This is a genomic window from Verrucomicrobiia bacterium (genome assembly GCA_035577545.1).
Taxonomy (GTDB): domain Bacteria; phylum Verrucomicrobiota; class Verrucomicrobiia; order Palsa-1439; family Palsa-1439; genus Palsa-1439.
The window spans coordinates 13464-38927 of record DATLVI010000013.1; the positions used below are offsets into that span (position 1 = coordinate 13464).

At 59.5% G+C, this 25464-nt stretch carries 20 protein-coding genes and 1 tRNA gene; 7 read left to right on the forward strand and 14 right to left on the reverse strand.

Translation table 11 applies throughout. The features are described 5' to 3' along the window. Positions 1-18: 18 nt before the first annotated feature. The 10 genes from VNL17_04315 to VNL17_04360 all read right to left on the reverse strand — a co-directional run bounded on the left by VNL17_04315 (position 19) and on the right by VNL17_04360 (position 9565). Positions 19-990 (reverse strand): KpsF/GutQ family sugar-phosphate isomerase, encoded by a 972-nt coding sequence (locus tag VNL17_04315; GenBank protein ID HXI83299.1) that lies wholly within the window; start codon positions 988-990, stop codon positions 19-21. 71 nt (positions 991-1061) lie between these two features. Next, the gene (locus VNL17_04320; GenBank protein HXI83300.1) at positions 1062-2000 is read right to left on the reverse strand and encodes a GDP-L-fucose synthase; all 939 of its coding nucleotides are present in this window, start codon (positions 1998-2000) and stop codon (positions 1062-1064) included. 30 nt (positions 2001-2030) lie between these two features. Beyond that, complete coding sequence (gene gmd / locus VNL17_04325) at positions 2031-3053, reverse strand: GDP-mannose 4,6-dehydratase (protein HXI83301.1); 1023 nt, start codon at positions 3051-3053, stop codon at positions 2031-2033. 81 nt (positions 3054-3134) lie between these two features. Further along, positions 3135-3665 (reverse strand): dTDP-4-dehydrorhamnose 3,5-epimerase, encoded by a 531-nt coding sequence (gene rfbC / locus VNL17_04330; protein ID HXI83302.1) that lies wholly within the window; start codon positions 3663-3665, stop codon positions 3135-3137. Between the two features lie 28 nt (positions 3666-3693). Beyond that, positions 3694-4254 carry a transcription termination/antitermination NusG family protein gene (locus VNL17_04335; protein ID HXI83303.1) on the reverse strand — a complete coding sequence of 187 codons (561 nt, stop codon included), beginning with the start codon at positions 4252-4254 and terminating at the stop codon, positions 3694-3696. A 147-nt stretch (positions 4255-4401) separates the two neighbouring features. Then, positions 4402-5265, reverse strand: coding sequence for an S-methyl-5'-thioadenosine phosphorylase (gene mtnP, locus VNL17_04340; protein ID HXI83304.1), 864 nt, complete (start codon positions 5263-5265; stop codon positions 4402-4404). Between the two features lie 232 nt (positions 5266-5497). Further along, a complete protein-coding gene (locus VNL17_04345; GenBank protein HXI83305.1) occupies positions 5498-5881 on the reverse strand; it encodes a prepilin-type N-terminal cleavage/methylation domain-containing protein in 384 nt (127 codons plus the stop codon). A 697-nt stretch (positions 5882-6578) separates the two neighbouring features. Next, positions 6579-7613: a flotillin-like protein FloA gene (gene floA / locus VNL17_04350; GenBank protein HXI83306.1), complete on the reverse strand. Its 1035-nt coding sequence runs from the start codon at positions 7611-7613 to the stop codon at positions 6579-6581. Positions 7614-7628: 15 nt separating this feature from the next. Further along, on the reverse strand, positions 7629-8105 hold the full coding sequence (locus tag VNL17_04355) for an NfeD family protein (protein HXI83307.1): 477 nt from the start codon (positions 8103-8105) through the stop codon (positions 7629-7631). Then, positions 8102-9565, reverse strand: a complete 1464-nt coding sequence (locus VNL17_04360) for an NfeD family protein (protein HXI83308.1) — start codon at positions 9563-9565, stop codon at positions 8102-8104. Before VNL17_04360 ends, VNL17_04355 begins: the two co-directional genes overlap by 4 nt. Before the next feature lie 228 nt (positions 9566-9793). Between VNL17_04360 and VNL17_04365 the strand changes: the two genes are divergently transcribed. Next, a complete protein-coding gene (locus VNL17_04365; GenBank protein HXI83309.1) occupies positions 9794-10696 on the forward strand; it encodes a phosphate ABC transporter substrate-binding protein in 903 nt (300 codons plus the stop codon). A gap of 152 nt (positions 10697-10848) precedes the next feature. Further along, a complete protein-coding gene (locus VNL17_04370) occupies positions 10849-11958 on the forward strand; it encodes a hypothetical protein (GenBank protein HXI83310.1) in 1110 nt (369 codons plus the stop codon). An 82-nt stretch (positions 11959-12040) separates the two neighbouring features. On the opposite strand, the gene VNL17_04375 is transcribed toward VNL17_04370, so the two are convergent. The 3 genes from VNL17_04375 to VNL17_04385 form a co-directional block, all read right to left on the reverse strand. Beyond that, the gene (locus VNL17_04375; protein ID HXI83311.1) at positions 12041-12811 is read right to left on the reverse strand and encodes a response regulator transcription factor; all 771 of its coding nucleotides are present in this window, start codon (positions 12809-12811) and stop codon (positions 12041-12043) included. Then, on the reverse strand, positions 12808-14514 hold the full coding sequence (locus VNL17_04380) for a GAF domain-containing protein (GenBank protein HXI83312.1): 1707 nt from the start codon (positions 14512-14514) through the stop codon (positions 12808-12810). The genes VNL17_04375 and VNL17_04380 overlap by 4 nt, the downstream gene beginning before the upstream one ends. Positions 14515-14739: 225 nt before the next feature. After that, complete coding sequence (locus VNL17_04385) at positions 14740-15123, reverse strand: CBS domain-containing protein (GenBank protein HXI83313.1); 384 nt, start codon at positions 15121-15123, stop codon at positions 14740-14742. Positions 15124-15394: 271 nt separating this feature from the next. Here VNL17_04385 and VNL17_04390 point away from each other — a divergent pair, with 271 nt between their 5' ends. The 3 genes from VNL17_04390 to VNL17_04400 all read left to right on the forward strand — a co-directional run bounded on the left by VNL17_04390 (position 15395) and on the right by VNL17_04400 (position 18389). Beyond that, positions 15395-15964: a hypothetical protein gene (locus tag VNL17_04390; protein ID HXI83314.1), complete on the forward strand. Its 570-nt coding sequence runs from the start codon at positions 15395-15397 to the stop codon at positions 15962-15964. Between the two features lie 560 nt (positions 15965-16524). After that, a complete protein-coding gene (locus tag VNL17_04395) occupies positions 16525-17346 on the forward strand; it encodes an XDD4 family exosortase-dependent surface protein (GenBank protein HXI83315.1) in 822 nt (273 codons plus the stop codon). Positions 17347-17417: 71 nt separating this feature from the next. Beyond that, entirely contained in the window at positions 17418-18389 is a 972-nt protein-coding gene (locus VNL17_04400) for an XDD4 family exosortase-dependent surface protein (GenBank protein HXI83316.1), read from the forward strand. 236 nt (positions 18390-18625) lie between these two features. On the opposite strand, the gene VNL17_04405 is transcribed toward VNL17_04400, so the two are convergent. Beyond that, entirely contained in the window at positions 18626-21583 is a 2958-nt protein-coding gene (locus VNL17_04405; protein HXI83317.1) for an autotransporter domain-containing protein, read from the reverse strand. A 945-nt stretch (positions 21584-22528) separates the two neighbouring features. Here VNL17_04405 and VNL17_04410 point away from each other — a divergent pair. Together VNL17_04410 and VNL17_04415 are read left to right on the forward strand one after the other, a co-directional pair. Then, positions 22529-22604: transfer RNA gene (locus tag VNL17_04410), tRNA-Lys, on the forward strand. 186 nt (positions 22605-22790) lie between these two features. Continuing rightward, positions 22791-25445, forward strand: coding sequence for a site-2 protease family protein (locus VNL17_04415; protein ID HXI83318.1), 2655 nt, complete (start codon positions 22791-22793; stop codon positions 25443-25445). The last annotated feature ends 19 nt before the right edge of the window (positions 25446-25464 follow it).

Consider the following 25464-nt stretch of genomic DNA (forward strand, 5'->3'; position numbering starts at 1 on the left):
GGTTGTGTGTCCTCTCGGTTACAATAGTTTAAATTTCGGCAGGTCTTGCGAATCGACGATGCCCACGGGGCGTTTCTTCTCATCGACAACAATCAGGTCGTCGATCTGCCGTTGCTCGAAAATCTTCAGGGCTTCCATCGCGAGCGCGTCCTGGCGGATGGTGATCGGGTTCGGCGTCATTACGGTTCGAATCGGCACCTGGAGAACCTCGGGGTTGCGGGCGATGTGGCGGCGAAAATCTCCGTCCGTGAAGACCCCGGCAACGCGGCCTTGTTTGTTGACGACGCTGATTGTGCCGGACTTCGCCTTGGTCATGGCGAGCAACGCATCCTTCACGCTGCGGTAATCCGCGATCACGGCGTTGCGAGTGCCCGTCCGCATGATGTCCCGAATCTGCACCAGCATCGTGCGGCCAATGGCACCCGCAGGATGCAAGCGGGCATAGTCGGACTTCTTGAAACCGCGAGCATCCAACACGCACATGGCGAGCGCGTCGCCGAGGGCGAGCATGGCCGTAGTGCTTGACGTGGGGGCGAGGTTGAACGGGCAGGCTTCCTTCTTCACGTACACGTTCAACACAATATCGCTGTGGCGCGCCAGACTCGATTTCGTTTGCGCGGTCATAGAGATGATCGTGACGTCAAAGCGCTTGATGGCCGGCAGAATGCGGCCAAGTTCCTCGGTCTCCCCCGAGTAGCTGAGGACTAGGACGCAGTCACCATTATTGATGACACCGAGGTCGCCATGCAGGGCGTCCACGGAGTTCAGGAGCACGCTGGTGGCGCCCGTGCTGGTCAGCGTCGCGGCGATCTTGTGGCCGATGTTGCCAGACTTGCCGACGCCGGTCACGACCACTTTGCCGCGGTTGCGGAGGCACTTGACGATCGCCTCGACTGCCCTGGAGAAGTTTTCGTCGAGACGGGCGCGCGTGCGGCGCAAGCCGTCGATTTCAATGTCGAAGACAGTCTTTGCAAGCTTGACGTAACTCATGGGAGCACGGGAGGGACAGGATAGTGGATGCGATAGCGTTTGGCAAGGATAGGGCACGGCGCGAAGACCGTTCACCGGCGGTTCTCTTCGTACCATTGAATCGTCTTGCGGAGGCCTTCTTCAAAAGGCGTGCTGGCTTGAAAGCCAAATTCGCGTTGCGCCTTCTCCACGTCGAGACACCGACGCGGCTGGCCATCGGGTTTGGTCGGATCCCACCGAATTTCACCCGCGAAACGGGCAAGTTTTGCGATCAGGTTCACCAAATCGCGAATGGAAATCTCCCGGCCACTCCCGAGATTGACGGGCTCAGGTTTATCATAATGCTCAGCCGCGCGCAGGATGCCCTCGGCGGCATCCTCGACGTAGAGAAATTCGCGAGTCGGAGTGCCTGTGCCCCAGCATTCGATGAATTTGTCTCTACGCTCGCGGGCATCGACGCACTTCTTGATGAGCGCGGGGATGACATGCGAGGTTTGCGGGTCGAAATTGTCGCGTGGGCCGTAAAGGTTGACGGGCAACAGGTACACGGCGTTCAAGCCGTACTCCTGTCGATACGCCTGGCACTGGACGAGGATCGCCTTCTTGGCGACCCCATAGGGGGCGTTGGTTTCTTCCGGATAACCGTTCCAGAGTTCCTCTTCCTGGAACGGCACTGGCGTAAATTTGGGATAGGCGCAGATGGTCCCGGCAACCAGGAGTTTTGACAGATGGAACTGACGGGCTTGTTCAATCAACTCGATGCCCATGATGGCGTTTTCGTAGAAGAACTTCCCGGGATGTTCACGGTTTGCGCCAATGCCGCCGACCACGGCCGCTAGGTGCAGCACCATTGTCGGTTGGGCGTCTTCAAAGAGGCGGGCGATCGCCGCCCGATCGAGTAGGTTGCAATCACGACTTCGCGGCACAAAAATGTTTGTGCAACCGCGTGTTTTCAGTCCCGCAACGACGAAAGAGCCGAGGAAACCGGCGCCGCCGGTAACGATCACCCGTTGTTCTTCCCAAAAGTTCATGATGTTTCGGCCACGCTGTCCGGTCCGAATTCAGTGCTGTCCCACATCCACCTTGGCGACCTTGCCGGCCAGTTGGTCCTCCAGCGTCTTGAGGTCGGCGTCAACCATCAGCTTTACCAGGTCCTTGAACCGCGTCTTTGCTTCCCACCCCAAAACGCGCTTCGCTTTGGACGCATCCCCGATGAGTAAATCCACTTCCGCCGGGCGGTAGTAGCGCTCGTCGATTTCGACATACTTGCTCCAATCCAGCCCCGCGTGCGCGAAGGCCTCTTCACAAAACTCCCTGACTGAATGCGTCTCGCCCGTGGCGATCACGAAGTCATCCGGTTGGTCTTGTTGCAAGATCAGCCACATGGCCTCTACAAATTCCGGGGCGTATCCCCAATCGCGCTTTGCGTCCAGATTACCGAGATAGAGCTTCTCCTGCAGTCCGAGTTTGATGTGCGCGATGGCGCGGGTAATCTTGCGGGTGACGAAAGTTTCACCACGTCGCGGTGATTCGTGGTTGAATAGTATTCCATTGCAGGCGAACATGTTATATCCCTCGCGATAGTTGACCGTCGCCCAATAGGAGAACACTTTGGCGACCGCGTAGGGGCTGCGGGGATGGAAGGGGGTCGTCTCCCGTTGCGGGATCTCCGCCACTTTACCAAACATCTCGCTCGACGAGGCCTGGTAGAATCGCGGGTGGCTGTCGGTTTCACGGATCGCCTCGAGAATGCGGATGGTCCCGACACCTGTGATGTCCGCGGTGTACTCGGGAATGTCATAACTGACGCGCACATGACTCTGGGCGCCGAGGTGATAAATCTCATCGAATTTCAAGTCGTACAACATTTTCACCAGGCTCACGGAATCACTAAGATCGCCGTAGTGCAGGAACAGTTTGACACCCCGTGTGTGGCGGTCCTGGTAGAGATGGTCGATGCGGCTGCTGTTGAAGCTACTGGCACGGCGGATGATGCCGTGGACTTCGTAGCCTTTTTGCAGGAGCAGCTCGGCCAAATAAGATCCGTCCTGTCCCGTGATACCGGTGATAAGTGCTCGTTTCATGCCGTCCTTTTAGTATGCGATTTCGTTCGCCACGTCACGCCGATTCTCTGGCTCCGGCAGACCCAGGACGGGGAAGGTTCATCATGGCTTGAAATCAGGGTAATCGCGGTCGCGGTCGGCAATCACCCTTACGTCACCGGGCCACTGGATGCCGAAAGCCGGGTCGTTCCAGCGTACGCCCGCGCCATGCTGGGGTGCGTAGTACACGGACATTTGATACGAGACCTCGGTGTTCTCTGCCAGTGTCAGATATCCATGCGCGCAGCCCGGGGGTATGACGAGCATCTCTCGGTTTTCTGCGGTAAGAGGCGCGCCGACCCATTGCCGGAACGTGGGAGAGTCGCGACGCAAGTCCACGGCGACGTCGAAGATGGCGCCCATTGTGCAACGGACGATCTTGGTTTCCTCATGCGGCGGGAGTTGATAATGCATGCCGCGTAGCGTGCCCCGGCGGGGATTAAACGAGAGATTGCATTGTACGAGGCGCGAATCAATCCCATGCTCCGCGAACTCCGCCTGGGACCACAGGCAGGCAAAGAAGCCGCGTTCGTCGGCAATGCGCTCGAGTTCGAGCCGATGTACCCCTTGAATCCCGGTTTTCTTGAAAATCATTGTGGTATCGGTCGCATTGTCGCCGCGCCTAGGACGCATCCACGAGTTGAGAGCGGCTCACAATCAACCGGGCCTGGCAACCCAGGGTTGAAAGCAGAACGGCCACGCGATCCCGGTCGCTCATTTCCTGCAGCACGACCGCCTGCAATCCGCGCAAGGGCCCGTCGGCGATCTCGACGAGATCGCCCGGGTGGAAGCCGGGGCGCGCCGTCACGATGTCAACCGCCTCACCCGCCCATTGCTGGAGTTGTTCGATGATCGCATCGTCAACAAGGGTGGGGCGGCCGCCAAAACTGACGACACCGACGACTTGCGGCGCGTATTTCACCGCACGGAAATTCTGGGCGAGATTCAGACGACAGAAGAAGTAGCGCGGGAACAACGGGCCGACAACCCAGCGCTTGACGCGGCGGATGGTTTTGAGGTGCTTGAGCCGTGGATAATAGGTGTCGAAGCCCAGCACCTCGCGACAGTACCGCTCCGCGCCGGCCTCCTTGCGCGGGCGCGTGTGGACGCAGAGCCAGCGCATGGCGTCGGGCAGGGGATGGACAGGCGTGACGCTCGGTCGGGAACTGGGCTCATTCTTCACGGAATTAATCATTGCTCAAATGCCGGCATTTGTACAGTCCGGGCCAACGGCTCTGCCATTCCAACGTTTTTTCCTCGTTACTACGCGAACGCCGGCGCGCCCAAGTCCCCATGCTTTACCTAATGCAGAGGTTGCGCCTTCCAACGTTTACTTCGCCTGCGAATACTTCTCGAGTAGCAAGCCCAACTTCTTGCGCGTGGCCGGTTTCAGGACCCGGGTGTGCGTCATGATCGCCGTCGCGAGGGCGTGGCGGCAGGTGCAATCCGCCCCGGGGTCGAGCCTCACCACGGTGCGACGGATAATCTCCTGCGCGGTCTTCGAGTTCTTCCTCAGGTTCGCAACCACCATTTCCACAGTGACGGCCTCATGGGCCTCATGCCAGCAATCATAGTCCGTCACCATCGCCAGCGTCGCGTAGCAAATCTCCGCTTCGCGCGCGCAGCGTGCCTCGCCGTAGTTCGTCATGCCAATCACGTCCCAACCCATCTGGCGATGGAACCGCGACTCGGCGCGCGTCGAAAACGCGGGTCCTTCCATATTTACGTAGGTACCCCCCACGTGTACGGTCGCCCCCGCGTCCCGGGCACACGTCGCGAGCATCTGTTGCATCCGCAGGCAGACCGGGTCGGCAAACGCGATATGCGCCACCATGCCATCACCGAAGAAAGTGAATTCCCGGCTGCGCTTCGTGCGGTCGAAAAACTGGTCGATGACCACGATATCCGTCGGTTGATACTCTTCCTTCAATGATCCGACGGCGCTGATACTAATGATGTGGCTGACCCCCAGTTTCTTCATGCCGTAGATGTTCGCCCGATGATTGAGTTCGCTGGGGAGAATTGAGTGGCCGCGCCCGTGCCGTGGCAGGAACACGACCTCGCGTTCGCCGATTCGTCCGGTGAGATACTCGTCCGACGGTTTGCCGAACGGCGTCGTCACCCGGTTCCAGCGCTTCCGCTCAATCCCCTCCATCTCGTAAAGCCCGCTGCCGCCAATGATGCCGGTTTTCATGAGCCCACTTGTCTGTTGATGAGGATTCGCATTGGTGTTGCCTCCGAATACGGAATTTGGAGGCGAAGGGCAAGACGATTCACCTGCGGAAATACCCCCGTTGGAAGGATGGGCCGGAGGTAACGGTACTCGGGATCTTCAAGAACCCATTGCCGTGACGACGCTGCGACGTGCTGGGTTCCCCGTGTTCCCGCGCGTCGCAGCGCGCCACAACGAAGTCACTGACGAACCGTCAGTACGCACCCCAGTCGATGCCCACGCCATCCAGGGCCGACTTGGTTGTCGCGTTGACCGAAATCTGGGTGCCTCCGACGACGGTGACGGCAAAGGCGTTGCCGAGCAGGTCATTTGGCTTCCAGGTGGTCTTCAAGTAAGTCTGCGCGCCGACGGTATCGACGGCAGCGCCATCTGACTGGCCGGTTTCCAGAGCCCATTGGTTGATGGCCGCATCCATCTGGCGGCAATCGTTCAAGATGCGCCGCCCCTGCGATTGCTTACGCGCCTTGACAAAGCCTGGAATTGCCAACGCGGCCAGCAGCCCAATAATTGCGACGACTATCATTATTTCGACCAGGGTGAATCCCTGGTTATCCTGTTTGAGAGTATTATGGCTCATTGGTTTCACCGCTCCCTATGATGATTGGTTATGTACTGCATAGTAATCATGCGGCATACCGTAAGAGCATTGGAAGTGCCAAGGGACAACAAGCGAGCCAGTCATATTGGCTGGCATTCGGTAAGCTGATTAAGCCGATTCGCCTCGTGGGGATCCGATTATTTCGGAGGCGATAATGATGTTCCGGATATTCTGTCGATCGCGCAGGGCTTGTGCCCATTGGGTGGCGCGGGTGGGTTGTGTAGGCGCCGGTGTGTTCATAATTGTTTGCTTTGTGTCAGGCGCATCCGTGACACGCTCTGGCTCGGGGGATGGAGGAGGGGGTGCCGCGTTGGGAACGGGTGGAGGAACAACGGGTGGTTGCGACGCTGGCAAGCCGCTTAACTGTTCGACGAAGCGACGGATCTGATCAGCGTCGATTCGTCGCACCTTACTCGCTGGACCGGCGATAGGGCGGGGACCCATTGGTGCCGCAGTTCGCTGAAGCGCGGGGGGCGCGCGCTGCACCTGCGCGACCATCGGGCGTGGTTGCGGCTGCCGACGCGGTGTTCTTGGGAGAGTCACTCGCGGCGTCTCATCCAAATCAGCTGTGTCTTCATCAGCCGGTTTCTGCAGCTTTGTGAAGCCTTTGACCAGGGCAACCACTACGACAATGATCACCCAAATCAGGCCGTCGATATTGGCGAGTTTCACGGTGCTAGCTGGCCGTGCCGGATTTGCTGACGTCTTCGCCCGCGATTGATTGGCGCATCCGCGTGTCTGATTGGATGTTCTGCATGCGATAGTAATCCATGACACCGAGCCGACCGCTGCGGAACGCTTCCGCCATGGCCATCGGAATTTGGGCTTCCGCTTCCACGACCTTCGCTCGCATCTCTTGCGTCCGGGCCTTCATTTCCTGTTCATTGGCCACGGCGATGGCGCGACGCGTTTCAGCGTTGGCAATGGCCATCTGCTTGTTGGCTTCGGCTTGTTCCTGCTGCAGGCGCGCGCCGATATTGTCGCCGACGTCGACGTCCGCGATGTCGATGGACATAATACCGAAGGCCGTGCTCGCATCGAGGCCCTTCTCCAACACGCGCTTGGAGATCGTGTCGGGATTCTCCAGAACATCTTTGTAGGAATTGGCCGAGCCAATGGCGGTGACGATGCCTTCACCGACGCGGGCGATGATGGTTTCTTCCGTGGCGCCGCCGACAAACCGGTCGAGATGCGTGCGCACCGTGACCCGCGCCTTGACCTGAAGCTGGATGCCGTCCTTGGCGACGGCCGCGATTGTTTGCTTGCCGCTGGCTGGATTCGGGCAGTCAATGACCTTGGGGTTCACGGAGGTCATCACGGCTTCGAACACGCTCTTGCCAGACTGATGGGTGGCCAGGTCGATGGCGGCCGCCTGGTTGAAGCCGAGATTCAGATTCGCTTTTTCCGCGGCGATGAGGGCGCGGACAACCTGGTTGACGTCGCCACCGGCCAGGTAATGCGCTTCGAGTTGGTCGGTCGTGAGCGGGATGCCGGCTTTCACCGCGGTAATGCGGCTTTGGACGACCAGTCCGATGGGCACGCGACGCAGCCGCATGCTCAACAGCGTCAGGAACGACACCGGCGCGCCGGTCATGCGGGCTTGAATCCAAATGTTGATGAATGAGATCACCACGAAGAACGCGATCAAACCGAAAATACAGCAGACCGCCAAGATCGCCATTAGAATGAGTGAGCCAATACTGCCGTCCATATAGTTACGCCTCCTTTAACCAAGTTGTTTTACCACGAGTCGATTCTTGTGCACCGCCACGATTTTGATGGGACTGCCGCTCTCAATCATGCCGGATTCAGCTTCCACGTCGAGCCGTTTACCGTCAATGAGCGCCATTCCTGCGGGTCGCAAGACCGTCTGCGCCACGCCTTCGCGACCAATCCAGTCATTCACTCGCGGTGCCTCCGCGCTGGCGCCCGTTTGTTTCTCGGCCAAAATCATTCTCCTGCCCGCGGTCGTCCTCGGGAAATACCAGATGGACGCGTAACCCGCCCCGATGCCGAGCGCCACTTCCACGCAGAACATCATAATCGTCTGGTTCCGGCTGCCGGTGTCACGGTAACAGATTATCGTCGCGAACAGCATCAGCACCGCGCCGATACTGCCCAGCACGAAGCCGGGGATATAAAAATCTACGGCGATAAACATCAGTCCTACAACCGTCAATAGGACGATGAGCGTCCAGTTCATGCCGGTTCCCGGGCCATGGCCTTCACCACAACGCGGCTGCCCTGTACTTCCACGATCGTGATCGGCTTGCCCTTCTCAATCAGATCACCCTCTGTGACGACATCCACCAACTTGTCGCCGAAGCGTCCCTTGCCGGATGGACGCAGATTCGTCTCCGCGACACCCGACACGCCAAGCAGCGCTTTCGCTTCGCCGAGGCTGGCCGAGTACCCTTCCGCCGTGCTCGTCGCCGCTACCAGCTCCATTTTCCGAAAGAGCGTGCTCTTGGGCAGGTACCGACCGAGCAGCATGGCGGCCAGGAAAGCGCCGATCATGCTTCCGAAGACTTTCATTAGGGGGACCTGCAACTGATCCCAGCTGGGCAGGACCGGCGCGCCCGGCAGGTGGCCGGCCATGGCCAGCACCAGCGCCGCCAGTACTGCGACGGTGCCCAATGCCGCGGAGAGAAAGTGACCGGGAAACAGGAAGAATTCCACGGCCAGCAACAACAACCCGAAAACAAACAGCCCCACTTCCTCCCAACCGGCGAGTCCGGCCACGAAATAGCCGAGGAAATAAATGGCAAAGCAAATCACGGCCACAATCGCCGGCAGCGCCACACCGGGGTGCGACAACTCGATGTACAGCGCCAGGAACCCAACCAGGATGAGCAGCGGAGAGATCGTCGTGATCCACCGGGCCAGCTGTTCGAACCCCGACGGCGACACTTCGAACGTGCGAACACCCGACAACCCAACTTTCCGCAACAACTCATCGAGCGACTTTACCGTACCCGCGGACAGCAGCGGTGTGGCCGGGTCGCCGTACTCATGGGCCGCCTCCTCGTTCGTCAGGGTCAGCAGCTTGCCCTTGGGGGTGATTACTTCATCGTCAATGGTCAACCCGCGGTCGGCATCGACCATCGCTTCAAATACCTCCGGGTTGTGGCCTTTCTCCTGCGCGGTGGCGCGAATCCGCGCGCGCATCGCGGACGTGAGTTTCTCCTCGTAACTCTTCGGCAACTCCTGCACCCCCGAGCCAGGGGCGAGCATCACGGGCGTGGCGGCGCCGATCACGCTACCGGGCGCCATGAAGATCTTGTCCGTGGCCGCGGCAATGAACGCGCCGGCCGAGTAGGCCTTGTCATCCACGTAGGTATAGGTTTTCATCGGGGCGCGCTCGAGCAGGCGAATGATCTCTTCCGTCACATCCACGCGACCGCCGTTCGTCCGCATATCGAGCACGACCGCCGTCGCCTTCTTCGCTTCCGCCTCACGCAAGCCACGCCGTACGAGATACAGGGTGTTATGAGTGATATCCTCGTGAATCGTCAGCACGCACACAGTCTGGTCGGTGGCGGCGTGAACGGGAAACAGGGTCGTGAGCAGGACCGTCAAGACGGCCGCCGCTCGCGCCACGAACAGCACCACGCCGCACCCGCCGATCTTCGCACTCTGGCTCTGCGTTCGCCTCGACGACATCGCCTCATCTCCTTCCACTGTATCGTGCCGCAACGGTGCGCCAAGCGCCACTATAAAAGCATACCCTTGTTTGTAATGACCTGGAGGCCCTCCATTCCAGACGTGGGTTCCCATCATCTCGTACAGCACGCGTCGCGCTACTCCACTCCGAAATTGTCCTTGATCTTTATGCCCAAGCAAATGAATATAAACCCCCAGATCATTTCCGTCGGAAAGGGAGAAGGCGCCATGAGAATAAATCTGTACAAGAAATGCTCCGTGCTTGGAGTCCCGATAATGGGACTTTGCCTAAAGGGCCTCGGTGTATTAGCGCTCGGTATGTTGTTCGCAAGTTGTTCCCCGAGCGAGACGGCCGCGCCCGGCAGGTCTGATAAATCAGGAGCCATCGTTCTTAGCGGTTCGAACACGATTGGCGAAGAATTGGCCCCCCGCTTGATCGGGGAGTACAAGAAAGATCATCCCGCCGCGACGTTTCAAACCGAATTCAAAGGAACCGGGTATGGGGTGGCGGCGATGTTGGGCGGCCTCAGTGACATCGCGGCGGCTTCCCGGGTGCTCACCACGAATGAACTGGAACTGGCCCGGTCTCGCAATGTCAGTTGCAACGATTACATCATCGGTTCCTATAGCGTCGCAGTGATTGTTAATGCCGCCAACTCTGTCGGAAACCTGACGCGGGACCAGATCCGGGACATTTTTACGGGCGCCATCCAAAACTGGAAGGAAGTGGGAGGTCCGGATGGGCCCATTCATCTGTACATCCGCGACCCGATTTCCGGGACACACCTGGGCTTTCGCGAATTGGCAATGGAGAACAAGCCGTATGGCGTCGGCATGAAGCCACTGACCAGCTACTCGTCCATCGTCCAGTCGGTTGCCGTCGATGCGGGAGGAATCGGTTATTGCAGCATCGAGCTGTCGACGAAGCCGAACGTCAAGGCCGTGTCCATTGGCGGAATCGCTCCGACCGCGGCGATGGTGAACCAGGGCCAGTATCCCTATGCGCGCGCCTTGCATCTTTTTACCGACAAGGAAAAGGAAGCACCTGCGGCGCACGATTTTATTCAATTTGTCCAATCTTCCACGGGGCAAAAGCTTCTTGATCAAATGGGCTTCATACCGCACCCGTAGGTCGTGACGGGAGGTCGGTACGCTCGATCAGTCCGACGTCTGACGGCGGCTCGTTTGTGGGATCATTACCACGGTAAACCCTTCACCGATTGCCCTGCCTCTCGGTTTTTGCCGTTGGTGTTGCGGCAGAGCGCTCTTATAGTTGAAAAAATATGAATCGGGCATTCATCAGTGTCGCGATTGGCCTCACGCTTCTGGGTCGCGCACCCTACCTCTCTTCCGTCCCGGCAGCGTCACCAGAAGAAACGCTTACGCCTGAGCAAGTGGCCCAGGGACAGTTCGACTTTGGCGTGCAGTTGATGCGCGATCGCAAGTGGGCGGGGGCGACGCAGGCTTTCGAACGGGCGATCAATGCGCGCACGAATTTTCCGCAAGCGTACAACAACTGGGGTATCTCGCTCGTGCAACTGGGCAAACAGGGCCTGACCGAGGCGCGGCAGTTGCAATCCTTCCAGGCTGCGGCGGAGAAGTTCAGCAAGGCCGCTGCCCAGAAGCCGGACGACAAGCTCACCTATATTCTCTGGAGCGAGACGCTGCTCTTGATCGGTGATTTGCCCGTGGAATCCCGCACCCGCCTGGCTTGTTACCAGGGGGCTGTGGAAAAGTGCCGTAAAGCCGTTGAAATCGCGCCCGACGACTGGGAGTCCTACAATAAGTGGGCCGTGATTCTCTCCACAAAACTGCCCGACTACGCCGTGAACGATCAGGCGCGTTTTCAATTGTACAAGGAGGCCGCGGCGCTTTTCGCCAAGGCAGCCGACCACGCGCGCTTCAGTGGCGAAATCGGCCCCGTCTGCAACAACTGGGCTGGTGCGCTTGTGCACGCGGCGCATGTCTCGAATGACCGTGAAACGGAGCAATCACTGCTGCGCGAGGCGTTGGAGAAATTTGAACGTGCTGCCAGGGCACAGCCAGGCGCGGCAAACACGTACACGATGTGGGGCAACGCGCTGATTGATTTGGGGAAGGCCAGTCGTCTCCGCAGCGATTTCCGCGACGCCATCGAGAGGCTGAACACCAGCCTCGCCCTGCGGCCCGATGATCCCGCCACGCTCTACAGCCTCGCCCGCGTCTACGCGCAGCTCGACGATCCCGTCATGGCCGCGCAGAACCTCAAGAAATGTTTCGATGTTGATTCTAACCGGCTTTATCGCCAATCCGCGTCAGAGGATGCCGACCTCGCCACCCTCCGCGGCACTCCCGAATTCGACGACCTGATGGGCAAGCCCAGCCCGCGCGGCCTCCCCAACAACCCGCACTAAGCGACAGGCCGCAATAGCCAGCACGATCGGGCCTAGTCGTCCCGAAGACTCTCGGGCCTGCCCGCCATCGCGCGAAGTCCGGCTATCGAGTCGCCGCTTTGGAAGGGCGGGGCTTCGCTGGCTTGCCAACGAGCTCGCGCGCGGTCAACGAGGCGTCGACGTCCGGGACGCGGTAACGCAGCCAATGAATGGCGAAGCGCGCCAGTTCCTCGCCCGTCCTCAGGTTCAGCTTCAGTTTGATATGCTCCCGATGCGATGCCACGGTCTTGTTGCTGAGATGCAGTCGGCGGGCGATCTCGTGGGTGGCGTAGCCGTCACCGATCAACTGGAAAACCTCCAATTCGCGGTTGCTCAGGCGTTGGGCGAGGGAAGTGGCCTTGTCTTCCGGCACGTTGCCCCCGATGCGGTTGACGATCGCATCCCTGACTTTTTCGCTCAAATAGACCTGGCCGCGCAGCACCTGGCGGATCGCTTGCAACAGGATGTCCGTTTCCTGCTGCTTCATTACATAGCCCTTGGCGCCGGCGTGCAAACTGCGTTCGGCATAGAGCGCCTCGTCGTGCATGGACAAGACCAAGGCTGGCAGTTGCGGATAGCGCACTTTCAAATCCTTGATCAACTCGATGCCATTGCCTTCGCCCAAGCCGATGTCCACCACGGCGATGTGGGGCCGCAACTTCTCGATGGCATCCAGAGCGGCATGAGCGTCCCGCGCCTGGCCGCAGACCTTCAGGTCCGGTTCCGCATTGATTCGCTGGGCCAACCCCTCGCAAACGACCGGGTGATCATCCACCAACAGAACGCGCTGCTTGATGTCGGCAACTTCCGACTGTTTCCCTCGGGCGCTTTTCATTTTGCTCTTCGGACACGAGAGGGCAACGTGCAGCACATGATCGTCCCGCCTCCGCGACAGGGCGCAAACTGGAGTCGCGCGCCGATCGCGCGTGCGCGGCAATTCATGTTCTCAATGCCCATACCCCAGTCTTCGACAGAAACGTTGGACAATCCGCGGCCGTTGTCGATAACGCTGAGCACGGTCCCGCGTCCTTTCCGGTGGAGGGAGACGCGGATCTCGGTGGCCTTCCCGTGAGTAATACTATTATGGATTGCCTCTTGCGTGATGCGGTAGAGATGGACCGCTGCGCCATGGTCCCGAATACGGACACGGTGAGTGGATTCAAACCGGCAAGAAATGGCGAACATCGTCCCAATGGAGGAGGTCAGTTCTTCGAGCGCCGCCACCAACCCCATGGCTCCCAAATTGACCGGGTTGAGCCCGCGCGCGATCTGGCGGGCCTGCACAGCGGTCGCCCGCGACAATTCGGCAATTCGCGCCGCGACGGTAGCCTCCTTGGGCGATACCTTCGCAAGCGTGCTTTGCAGGTTGCTGGCGATATAAGCGATGCCGGCCAACTGTTGGCACAAGCCATCATGCAAATCGCGTCCGATGCGTTGCTGTTCGCGTTCGCTGATTTCCAGCAACTGCCTCTCAGCGCGCCGGCGTCCCATCACCTGGCCGATCTGACTGCAGATGTCCTTGAGCAATTGCAGCAGATGTTTGTCGGGCGGCAATACGCGTCGGCTAAAAACCGTGATGACCCCCAGCACTTCCCGGTTCAGACGTATCGGAAACGCGAACACGGTTCGCAAGCCGAACTTGTCCAGCGCCCGCTTTCGGTGCATGGCCGGCTGCTGGGAGATGTCGGCGATCCAGAGCGGCTTGTTGTGCGCCCAGACCGAGCCGGGGATGCCTTCGCCACGCGCAAAGCCCAAGTCCCGCGTGGCTCGCTCCACCCGCGGGAGCCGTTGCGAGGCGGGGTGCCAGGTCTGTGCACAGCGCAAAACGTTTGCGGCCGGATCGACAGTCCACAGCTCACCCCAGTCACCACCCAGGTTCTCACAAATGGCCCGAAAAATCTTCGGGCCGGCTTCCGTCAAGGTGTACGATTCCGCCAGCGCATGGGTGGTAGCCTGGTGCGCCCGCAACCGCTGCTGGGCGCGCCGTTTCTCGGTGACGTCCTGGGCCAGTAGCAGAAACAGCCGCTTGCCCCGCAAAGGGATCACGGCCGCTTCGATCTCAACGTCGATCAAGCTGCCGTCTTTTCGGTGATGGCGAAAGACATTGTCCTGTCCGTCGACGGCGCCGCCTCGCGATGAAGATAATTCCTGGCAGTACTTCTTGAAATCCGCGACGGACTCCGGCGCGCTGAGATCAATCACGCGCATCCGGTGAAATTCATGTCGCGAGTACTTGTATTGGCGGACGGTCGCCTCATTGACGGCGAGAATACGCAGCGTCTTGGCGTCGCAGACGAACCGCGGTTGCGGAACCTTCACAAAGAGCAGCCGATGCAGTTCCTCGGCTTCCCACAAGGTTTCGAGCGCCTCCTGGGTCCTCGTCAGGGCTTCACCAACCCACTCAAACCCGGCCTTCTCGTCCAGGCGCTCAACACGTCCCCGGTTCCCGCCAAAGGGAAGAATGGGCGGTAGCTTCGGTTTTAAGGTCAAACCCGGCCCCGACCGCTTCGCGTCTAGACGAATGGAGGTTCCCGCCATCTCTTTTTCTCCAAGTACAGGCTAAGACTACCTGAGGTTACGCAGTTTGCAAGCCTAATGCGAGGGGGGTGGCCGTCTGGGGCAGCAACTTATTGACTTGCTGGGCAATGCATAATTTGCGCATCTGCCCCGGTAGCCACCTTCCTTAGTGCAGCAACAGGGAAATAGCGTATTGCATGGTACTTACGCCGATGGCGATCCCGAAGCCACGTAGAATGCGGCTTCCTAGCGCTTCAATTTGGACTGGTGATTGTCGTGCTGAGTTGGACCCTGCAGATCGCGCAGGGAGACGATTCCTACCAGGCGTTTCTGTCGATTGAGCACGGGCAATCGGCTGAGCTGCCACTTCTGCATCAGGTCGGCGGCTTCGTTGACGTTCTGGCCTTCGCGACCGCAAATGGCTGGGAACATCATTACCTCCCGCACCTGGCTGGTCCGTGGGTCACACCCTTCGGCCGTCGCCCGCACGGTGAGGTCTCGGGCGGTCAACAGACCCACGATTCTCCGTCCCTCACAAACCGGAAGCACGCTAACATTGTGAACGCTCATCTTGCGCGCCGCCTCGTGCAACAAGGTGTCGGGAGCGACCACCTCGACGCTCCTTTTCATGACATTCTTAACCTGCATGGTGTCCCATCAACCGAGAGTCGCTGGCAACACGCGCACAAAACGGTTCGTCTTGCTGGTAGGTATCTTCATACGGCCTGACATGCGCATCACTGTATCCTGCCCATACAGGTCGGCACAATAGCCCCCAGGCCGATTTGTACATCGGACAAATGCCCATGCCCTCTCAGCCGATCTCCGAGTAGAAAACCGTCCTCCCGCCGATTGTGGAGAGGCCCGCCGTTGGCGTAATAAAGGGAGCGTAAGAACACTCATGAACAACGAGCTTACAGTAGTCGAAGAAAAGAAGGTCGGCCTGGGATTGACCGGGTCGGTCGTTCGCCATCAGGCGGAGGGCGGTTGCTGCATCGGGTTGCGCAACCCCGTCATTGATGGACATGAGTTTCTTACCAATGTGGTCGGATCAGGGGCATCAGCGGCGTTAGTATCGGACTCTCCCCGTGCAATAAACTCGCTTCGTGACTTGTCGCTTCTCCAAGTGCAAGACACCCTCACCAAATTGCACAAACTCGCACCGAACTACCGCCGGCTGATGCCCCAACGACCCTTCTCGTCGCCAGTCACCGCTTTCAGCGGGAAAACGACCGTCCAGGAACCTGCATTTGTTCATGGGCATGAATTTCTATCAGATGTGGTGGGATCAGGGGCCTCAGGGGCATCAGCGGCGTTAGTATCGGACTCTCCCCGTGCAATAAACTCGCTTCGTGACTTGTCGCTTCTCCAAGTGCAAGACACCCTCACCAAATTGCACAAACTCGCACCGAGCTACCGCCAGCTGATGCCCCAACCGCCCTCCTTGTTGTTAGCGCCGGCTTGGAACTGAAATCCATGAAACGTTTCCAACAAATCCCCAATCAATCGGCCAAGGTCGGGCAGATTTTGTTTTGGCTCTTTCCGTATGAGCAGCAGACTTTTTGCCGTCGCCAAACACGGGCGAATCGCTCAACTCGCGGTATTGCCGCCTCCGTTCGCGCCCCCCAAGGGGTGCGCCAGGTCAGCCGCGCTGGTCTCCGTGCCGCGTGATGCAATCAGGGGCAAGGGTACACCAGGAGAGCGCGTCCAAAGTCGTCCATCGGTAAGTTGTACGTGAAATAGAACGGGCTGAAGTTGCCACTGGGGAAATCAGGGAGTGGCAGCTTCAACCGATGAAAGCAGTGCGTCGAGTCGTTGATTGACCGGCGGAAGCTGGTTCTAGGGAAATAGGGATCGGCCAGCGGAAGCTGGAGCAACATGGGCTGAAGCTGCCACTAGGGAAACCAGGGAGTGGCAGCTTCAGCCGAAAAACGGGAAGTGCGTCGAGCCGTCGATCGCCGGGTTGAACCGTAAGGAACACGCCTGGATAAACGTCGCTTACGTTGCGTTTGGCATTAGGGGTAATAGGGAATGAAAACAGTCGCGCGGGGCCTCGTCGCCTTGGCTTTAATTTTTGTCGGAGGTACTGCTCATGGCGTCACCTACACCGCGACCAATAGGACGTTGAGCGCGTCGGCCTCGTTCGCCGTCTCGGACCTGAAGCTAGTCATCACTCTGTCGAATACCGCCACCAATGACCCGGGCAATAGCGCTGAAATCCTCACGGGAATCTTTTTCACCCTAGCCGGAGGTCCGGCACTTACTCCGGTTTCGGCATTACTCGGTCCTAACACAGCGATCAAAGATCGCCCCGGTGTGAGTGGTCCTGGAACAAACGTTGGAGGCGAGTGGGCCTATCGCAACCGCCTGCCCAGCCTGCCGCACGGTGCTAACGAGGGCATCTCCAGCACGAGTCTGAAAGCGTTCACCCAACACTTCCGCTTCCCCGGCCCAAACCTCCAGGGATCAGCCGCGCCCAGCGGTGTGCAGTACGGAGTCACGACCGATTTCGACAACATGGGTAACGACAAGGGCAGCCTCAAGCATCAACAACTCATCGAGAGCACCGTCATCTTCACGCTGAGCGGGTTGCCCGCAAACTTCGTGCTCGCGAACATCACCAATGTCAGTTTCCAGTACGGCACGAGCCTCAAGGACGCAAATCTCAATCTCGCTGGCACGATTGCCGGCGACAATGGTGGTCCCGCGATACCCGAACCGGGCACCGGTGTGCTGATAGCCACCGGTCTGCTCTGGGCATTCGCCTTGGTGCGGCGGTCGAAGGCGTTGTCGGCGACTAGAGGGCGCGTCGCCAATCGGCAAGTGGACCCTTCTCAAAACAACACGAGCTGAGGCGGACTTTAGAAACGAGGGGATAACAGCTTCAACCAAACAAGGATTGCGTGAGCCCGAGGTCAATTATTTTGAATCGAGGTACGAAGGTGGTTCGTTTTCGATTGGGAGAGAACATGGGGGATTGTCCCGGAACCGTCTGCCAGGGTATTGGTAGCCAGTGGAACACCGCTGGTGGCGGGTTCACGGAAACGCCGCCGGGTGAATCCCCGGATGTGCTAACGGGATGGAGGAACGTCGCGAGCAAGCGCTTCGCCGGTTCAATCCCGAGATTCTCAATGCGAGCACGGGCTGCCATGCTTCTGGCGGCTCTTGCGGTATTATTAGCAACGACAGCACAATCTGCGGTGACGTACACGGGTAGCGGTCCTGGCAACGACGCGAGCGAGACGAACAGTGCCTCGGTCACATTCGATCTGTCAGTGTCAGGCACAACCACCAATCTGCTCATGTCGCTGACGAATCTAGCGACCTACAAACCGAATGATCCGTCGGACATCCTCACCGCAGTATTCTTCTCACTTACGGGTGACCCAACCCTGACGAAACTTTCGGCATCTCTGAATGCGGGCAGCGTCGGAGTAGAAGACGGTTCTACTTTGACAGTCCCAGGCGGTATTGTTGGTGGTTCATGGGCTTATGCGGCGGGGTTGAACGGTGCTCCTGGAAATGCCAACGAGGGGATCAGTGCCGTCGGTTTCGGTCTTTTCGGCCCTGGAAACCTTTTCCCGGGCAGCGCGCTCCCCGGCGATAGCCCCACGCCGGGCGGAGTTGGCGGAGGATTAACCACCGCCGCGGATGACGGCAGTAACTACAACGGGGGCCTCGCCGGTCGCCCCTTTATCAAAGACAGCGCCGTGTTTACTTTGGGCGCTGTCCCGGCCAGCTTCACGTTATCGGAGATCTCCACCGTGAGCTTTCAGTATGGAACCACGCTTGGGACCGAGCCAAACGTGCCGGGGACTATTCCTGAACCCGGCCCCGTCGCACTCACCGTAGTCGGCATCCTGTCCTTGGGCCTTCTCAATCGTAGACGACGCTGATCCGGGTATCTTCGTATGGCCAGGCCGGAACCGTCTACTACGGTACTGGTTCAGAGTAATTCCCCGCGTATGCTTGCGGAAACGCCGGTGCGCGTGATGAATGTTACGGGGAGATGGTAATCCCCAGCAACGAATGGGATTGTGACTTTCTCCGGAAATGCCTTCGGGATGCGCTGCCCTCAATAGCACCGCAGCCCCATCAACCCCGCACCCGAGCTGTCGAAAGCGACTGCTCCTTAAAAGTTAAGTTGCAATCCCGCATCCACAGAGTTTGCCTGGTAGCCACTTGTCCCCGCCTGCAGCGTGTAATGCAGGTAGGTGCTGAGACTCGGCTTCCACTGAACGGTGATCCCCAAACTTATCAGGACGCTATCGCTCCCGATGGCCGGCCCGTGGACGGTGAAAACACCGCCATCGCCGTTGGCCAACCGCGATCTCAGCGGATAGCTGTCCGCCAAATAGTTGTGCTGCCAGGCAAGGGATAACTCTGGTGTGATGAATGTCAAAGTCGGTCGCACGTAGCTGCGATAGCGCAGGTCCGCGCCCAGTTGGGTGTGCAACGAATCGGCCGTCTGCGACTCGACATGCAGCGGGGCGAGGGATCCCTTCTCGGTGAATGGGTCGATACTTGCCGACATGTACTGAACGACAAGTTGCGGGCCGTAACTCCATGGTCCGTTCTGCCAGTCGTAACCGCCGCCCAGGAGCCCGTTCCACTCGAGGCCATCGGTGCTGCCGTTGGCGAGGCCCTGCAATCCTTGTCGGCGTGTGTTGTAGGAATTGAGGCCGCCGCCAGCCTGTCCTTCGATGTGCAATCCCTCGGCGAACCATGCCGCGTAGATCGCACCAAGGTAGCTCTTCATGTCGATATGCCCGGTGCCGGTCAGGCCCACCGAGCTGCTGTCGTAGCTTAGGCCCCCGCCCACCACCAATTGCTTGTTGAGCCACCGGTCGAGGCCGACCGAAAAATCACCGCTGGATAGATTGTAGCCCGCGGCGTTGGTATCGCCCCCCACATCCACAAACTTACCGCCGCCGTCCATGTAAATGCTCCACGGATTGTCCAGCGTCCTGGCGAAAATATCGCTGGACGACCCGGTCGTAGTCGGGTCAGCCGGTGGCGTACCGGCCCCGCCTCCGCCCGTTGCGTAGTCGTTGTACGCGTTGATATACAAGTTGCGGTAACCTGCGCGCAATTCGTTGGCCCGCTTCAGGAATCGGCTGCCCTGGGCTTCCATGCCGGCGAACGCGGCCGTGTACATTGCCGTCAACTCTTCGGGCGCGATCAGGTTGAACGCCGCCGGTAAATCGTTTGTCACATCGGAAACGTTATCCAGGAAATCAATCAGCGCCACGGTCGATGTGCTGGTGGAAGGCGCGGCGAGATCCAGGGCGTGTGCCACCGCCTTTTGGTTCCGCGTCAGCGCAAAGGGTACGAACGACGCTTGCGCCCACTGCAGGATCACATCGTTTGTGCCGTAGATCAAATTCGGGTTCAGGAGCAAGCTGTGGACGATGTCGTTGGTAACTGTGGAGAATGTTCCCGACACGCCATTGCTCGCGATGAGCAGCGTGAATTGATCGTTGTGTTGCGGCACATAGCCGCCAACCTGGGCGACATGTACGGTACCGTCGAGGCTCGCCGCCCCTGCGATGTTGAGTTGGCCAAACCGGTTCGTGCCGCCAATGTCCACCTCCAGGCTGCCGTTCGTGCCCTGCGTGTAGTTGCCGCCAACGTTCACGACAATCCCGGTGGTCAGCTTCAGTGTGCCGTCAATTAGATTCAGATCGCCACTGCCCAATGCATTGCCGTTCCTTACGGCCAGCGTGCCGCCGTTGCTGATCCACGTGCCGCCGCTATAGGTATTCACGTTGCTGAGTATCAGTGTGCCGGTCCCCGCTTGAGTCAGGCTGCCGATGCCGCTGATGAAGTTGGTCACCAGGATGGTGTTGCTGAGATTGAAAACCAATGCGGAATCGTTGCTTACGGTCCCGCTGCCCAGCGAGCCGCTGGTACCACCGAGGCCCACCTGCAACGTGCCCGAACTGATGATCGTCTTCCCCGTGTAGGTGTTGCTGACGGCCAAGATCAGCGTGCCGCTGCCCGCCTGGGTCAGGCTGCCCCCGCCACTAATCGAGTTGCTGACCACCACGCTGTCGCTGTGGTCAAAAACCAACGCCGACTTGTTAATCACGTTCCCGGTGCCCAAGGTGCCGTTCGTGCCGCCATCACCCACTTGCAGGGTCCCGGTACTGATGGTTGTGCTGCCAGCATAGGTGTTCGACCCTACAAGTACCAGCGTGCCGCTCCCGGCCTGGATCAGGTTCCCGCCGCCGCTGATGTTATTGCTGACCGCCAGGCTGTCGCTGCGATTGAAGGCCAACGCGGAGTTATTGGTCACGTCACCGCTGCCTAGCGTTCCGATGGTCCCGCCGTTGCCAACTTGCAGGGTGCCGGCGTTAATAATCGTGCGTCCCGTATAGCTGTTCGTCCCAATGAGTATCAGCGTGCCGCTGCCGGCCTGGGTCAGGCTACCGGTGCCACTGATCGAGTTGGTAACCACGTCGCTGTCACTGCGACTGAAGATTAATGAGGCATTGTCAACCACGTCGCCATCGCCGAGAGATCCGCTGGTCCCGCCGTTACCCACTTGCAACGTGCCCAGGCTGATCGTCGTGCCGCCGCTGTAGGTGTTATTGCCTGCGAGCGTCAATGTGCCCAGGCTACCCTTGATCAATCCGCTGGTGCCCGTGACCTGGCTATTCATGACAACGGTCACACCACCTGCCACGTTGATGGTGGGGGAGGAACCCGAGAGAATGATCGTGCCGGAAGATGTGTCGGAATAACTGCCGTTCGCCCCGATGCTCAGTGTGTTCACGGAAATGGTGCCAAGGTTGAAGGTCAGGCTGGCGGAAGTACCCAAAGTACCCACGGCAATTTCACCACCGACGGTGAGCGAGCCGCCGCTGATACTGCCAACCGTGACGTTCCCGCCCTGGACTGTCAGGCTGTTCGCTGTCGCCCCGGTCGCCCCTTCGACGATGGCGCTTGTGTTGGTAATAATGGCGTCATCGGCGGGCGAAGGCACACCTACCGACCAGTTCCCCGCGGTGAACCAGCTCCCGGCACTGCTCGCAGTCCAGTTATCCGTGGCCGCCCAGGCGGAATCACCCTGGCCTGCCAGTATCATTACCAGTGCCACCCCGGCGAAAATGAATCGCGCGTGATCACATCCCCAGGTTCGTATTGACAGTCTGACGCGCCGTTGCCTCATGAAAGTTCTCCAATTCATTACTGGTTGTTTCTCCGTCCGGTGCTGACGAACTTCTCCTACAGCCGCCCTTTGTGCCAGAAACTGCGGATAACACAAGCCCTATTGAGAACTACCGAACGGAAAGAAGCCGCGGAGATTTGCTTTTGACGCCCGCCCACCGGCGTGCCACACGCGCCGTCACCTCCAAGAAGTTAAGGCGGCGTGCGAACCTCCCGGTGAGCCGCTGTCCGTGGGAGGGCGAACCTCCCGGTGAGCCGCGCCGAGTTGGACGAGACACCACTCACTGTGCTTCTGCCGCAGACGAACCCAAAATCTGGCCACGCGACGCACAAAATGCCCCCTCTTGTGGCCTCCGGTGGGTTCGTTTTTCCAAACCGAGTCGGACGAGATGCCGCAATGTGGTTGTTGCGGCAACCGAACCCCCCTCAAAACAGGCCAATTGTGGTGTCCGGTGGGTTCGTTTTTCCAGAACGAACCCACCGAAAAATCCGCCTTCCAAAGTTATAACCCTTTATCAGGCTGACGGATACACTCAAAACACACACGGAAAGCGGTGGGTTCGTTTCGCAAAAAGCATGTTTTGCGGCGCATCATTTTCACACAAGAGACACTGCGCTGTCGCGCCGACGTGTCCGCCATAGCCTTGGCGACGGCGGATGTCAAAGAACGGTGCCAACCATACCATTATCGGAATCCGATGTCCAGAACAGAATTGCTGATAGTTCATTTACGATAAAACGCGGCCGCAGGTGATGGCGTCACTACCTGACCCCATCGCGACGAATCCCGAAGTTGACGCCGCTTCCCAAACTCGCTACATTCGCCCCCGCTCCCGTCCCCCGCGTGGTTACCGCGACCGGCGAGCCGGTAGCTCAGTTGGTAGAGCAACGGCCTTTTAAGCCGTGGGTCGAGGGTTCGAATCCCTCCCGGCTCACCATTTTTCTCTAAAAATTCCTTCGCGTCCAAGGACAGTCATTGCGGTCACAACCCAAGGCGAACAATGCTGCACTCCAAGAGCGCTTGTCCGCCTTCGGCGGATTCGAATCCCCCCAGGCTCGCCATCTTTTTGTCTTGGTCGCCGTCGCGGCTTGTAGTCTAATCCCGCCCAGTTTCCCGAGGCGACATGTTCTACAAGGTCGACAGCACCCGCTTCAGTTTTCGCGAATACTGGTGGAGCAACCGCTCGCCGGTGGTGCTCCTCGCGTGGCTGATCAAACTCCTGCATATCCCTATTCCCTCTTCCAGCGCCGACCCGACCGTGGATTCACTGCGGCCATTCGAGGTCGGGCCGGAAGCGTTCCCCGAAGCGGTGCGCGAACGCTTGCAACCGTTAATCACCGAATTGGCCGCTTGTGGGTTTCAATCGCCGGTCTACTACGCGATCGACGACAATTTCCACCAGACAAAAGTCTACCGTGTGGTGCTTTACGAGAACTCCGGGCGGGCCTTCGCCTGCATTCAATACCGGATTTGGAACCGCCCGTATCCGGCGAAACACTTCATCTTCCCGCTGTTCGTGTCGGAGTTCAACGACGGCACGTTCCTTGTCTCTTCGGCAGGCAAAGCGCACTTCGAAGCGCCCGCCTCCTGCCGGATCAATCGCGTCCTGAATGCCAAACCGGCCCCGTTGTGGACTTCCCACCAGCACGAGCTTGCGAAGGAAACGACGCGAAAGACCATGGTGCCGATCCGGACGGCGGACGATGTGCGGGATGCCGTCGAGCGTTACCACGCCGCGTTGCGTGACTTTCATCTGAAGCGAGGCGTGTTCAAGCCCCTGACCAATGCCGAGGAGCAGATCGCACAGGCATTCGGTGACTCGATCAAGGCGTCCACTGCCAGCGGCCTGGAGCACGCCGAGGTACTCGCGCAGTTGAACCAGATCCAGGAGAAACGCACGAGCTGGGGGAATGCCATTGTGATTCTTGCGGTGTCGATTGTGTTCTTCCTGGGTGCCGGCGCGGCGCGGTGGTCCTGGAAGATCACGCTGCTGTTGATTCCGATTCTCCTGTTCCACGAGTTTGGGCATTACGTGGCCATGCAGATATTCGATTATCGGAATGTGCGGATGTTCTTCATCCCCTTCTTCGGGGCGGCCGTGACCGGCAAGAATTACAACGTGCCCGGCTGGAAAAAAGCGGTGGTCTCCCTGATGGGTCCGTTGCCCGGCATTGTGCTGGGCACTCTCCTCGGCTTCGCGGGGATTGTGCTGCACAAAGCCTGGCTGACCAAGGTCGCGATGTTGGCGCTGATTCTCAATGGATTCAACCTGCTGCCCGTGCTGCCCCTCGACGGTGGCTGGGTGATGCATGCCACCCTGTTTTCGCGACATTACCTGCTCGACACGGGTTTTCGCGCGCTGGCTGCCCTGGCATTGATTGTCGGGGGCGGCTTCAGCGGGGATCGGATTCTCATGTACCTCGGCATTTTCATGCTTGTGGGATTGGTCCCTGCATTCCGCCTGGCGCGCATCGCGGGCCGGTTGCGCAAGCGCGGCCTCCCGCCCGTGTCGCCCGACGATCAGACGATCCCGACTGAGACCGCGCAAGTGATCATCGGCGAACTGAAGCAAGCGTTCCCCAAACGTGTGACCAATCAAGTCCTCGCGCAGTACACGCTGCAGGTCTTCGAGACCCTGAACGCGCGCCCGCCAGGCTGGGCGGCTTCCCTTGCGCTGGTCTTCCTGCAGGTCATGGGAGGCATGGCGGCCCTCGTATTCGCAGGAGTATTTCTCCTCGGGCAGCGGAGCGACTTGCGGAACATGGTGGCAACCGCCGCGACGAACCGGGCCCAACACAAGCTCGTCTGCGGTTCCGACCGAATCTGGCAGGGCGCCGGGGCATCGGGATTCTCGACCACGGTCCATAGCACTCTGATCGCCACGTTCGCCACGCCCGCCGGGGCAGAGAAAATGTTGCCGGGATTCACCAACGCGCTGCCCGCCAATGCCGCTGTGCGGATCTTCGGCTCGACGCTGATGGTTGCTTTGCCCGCGAATGACACTGTAAGACGCAGGAAATGGCTGGCCGACCTTGAGTTGGTGAACACGAATGCTTTCGTCGCGGCTACGAATTTTCCGGCGGCCATGGCGCTCATCTGCGTCGCGCCGAACAACAGCGTGGCCGAGGCGATCCAGGAGGAGGTGCAGGAATACCTCAGCGCGTCGTCCAGTATGCATCTCATTCCCCCTTGGATCGCGCCCGACGCCCGCACCGCCGACGAGCGGGCGCAACATGCCCTCGCGCGCCATACCTACGCGAAACTGCAGCAGGCCAGCATGAAGCGCTACGGCGATCCTGCGGTTGTTGCGCTGCAAAAACGGATCCTCCAGGCGCAGAAGCGGGGTGACCAGGAAGAACTCGCGGCCTTGCGCGGCAACATGAAAGACTTGTATGCCAATCTGGCCAGGAGCGCCGTCGAAACCGTCCGAAAGGAAGGTGCGGAGAAAGTTGACGAGCAGGTTGTTGACCTCTACGCGGCGCTGCCAACGTATCCGAGCACGAACGGCGATTACCGCGCCGCGCTACAGGCCGTCTCCGTGCGTTTGGGACAGATTCCCATGTCCGATGGCCAACCGTTGCCCGGCGCGGACCGTTACTCCGCAGGGTGGGGAACCGTGACCCGCGCGGGATTGATGCTGAATTTCCCGTGGCTCTCCCTGCGCGATGCGTTCAACGGCCCGCCCGCCATCGCCGACTGGCTCTGCTCCAAAGGCTGCATCGGCCTCCGCTACGACCTCCACCCCGGCGGATCCCTGGTCGATGACGAAGAGGAATGATCTCCGCCGCGCTTGCCAG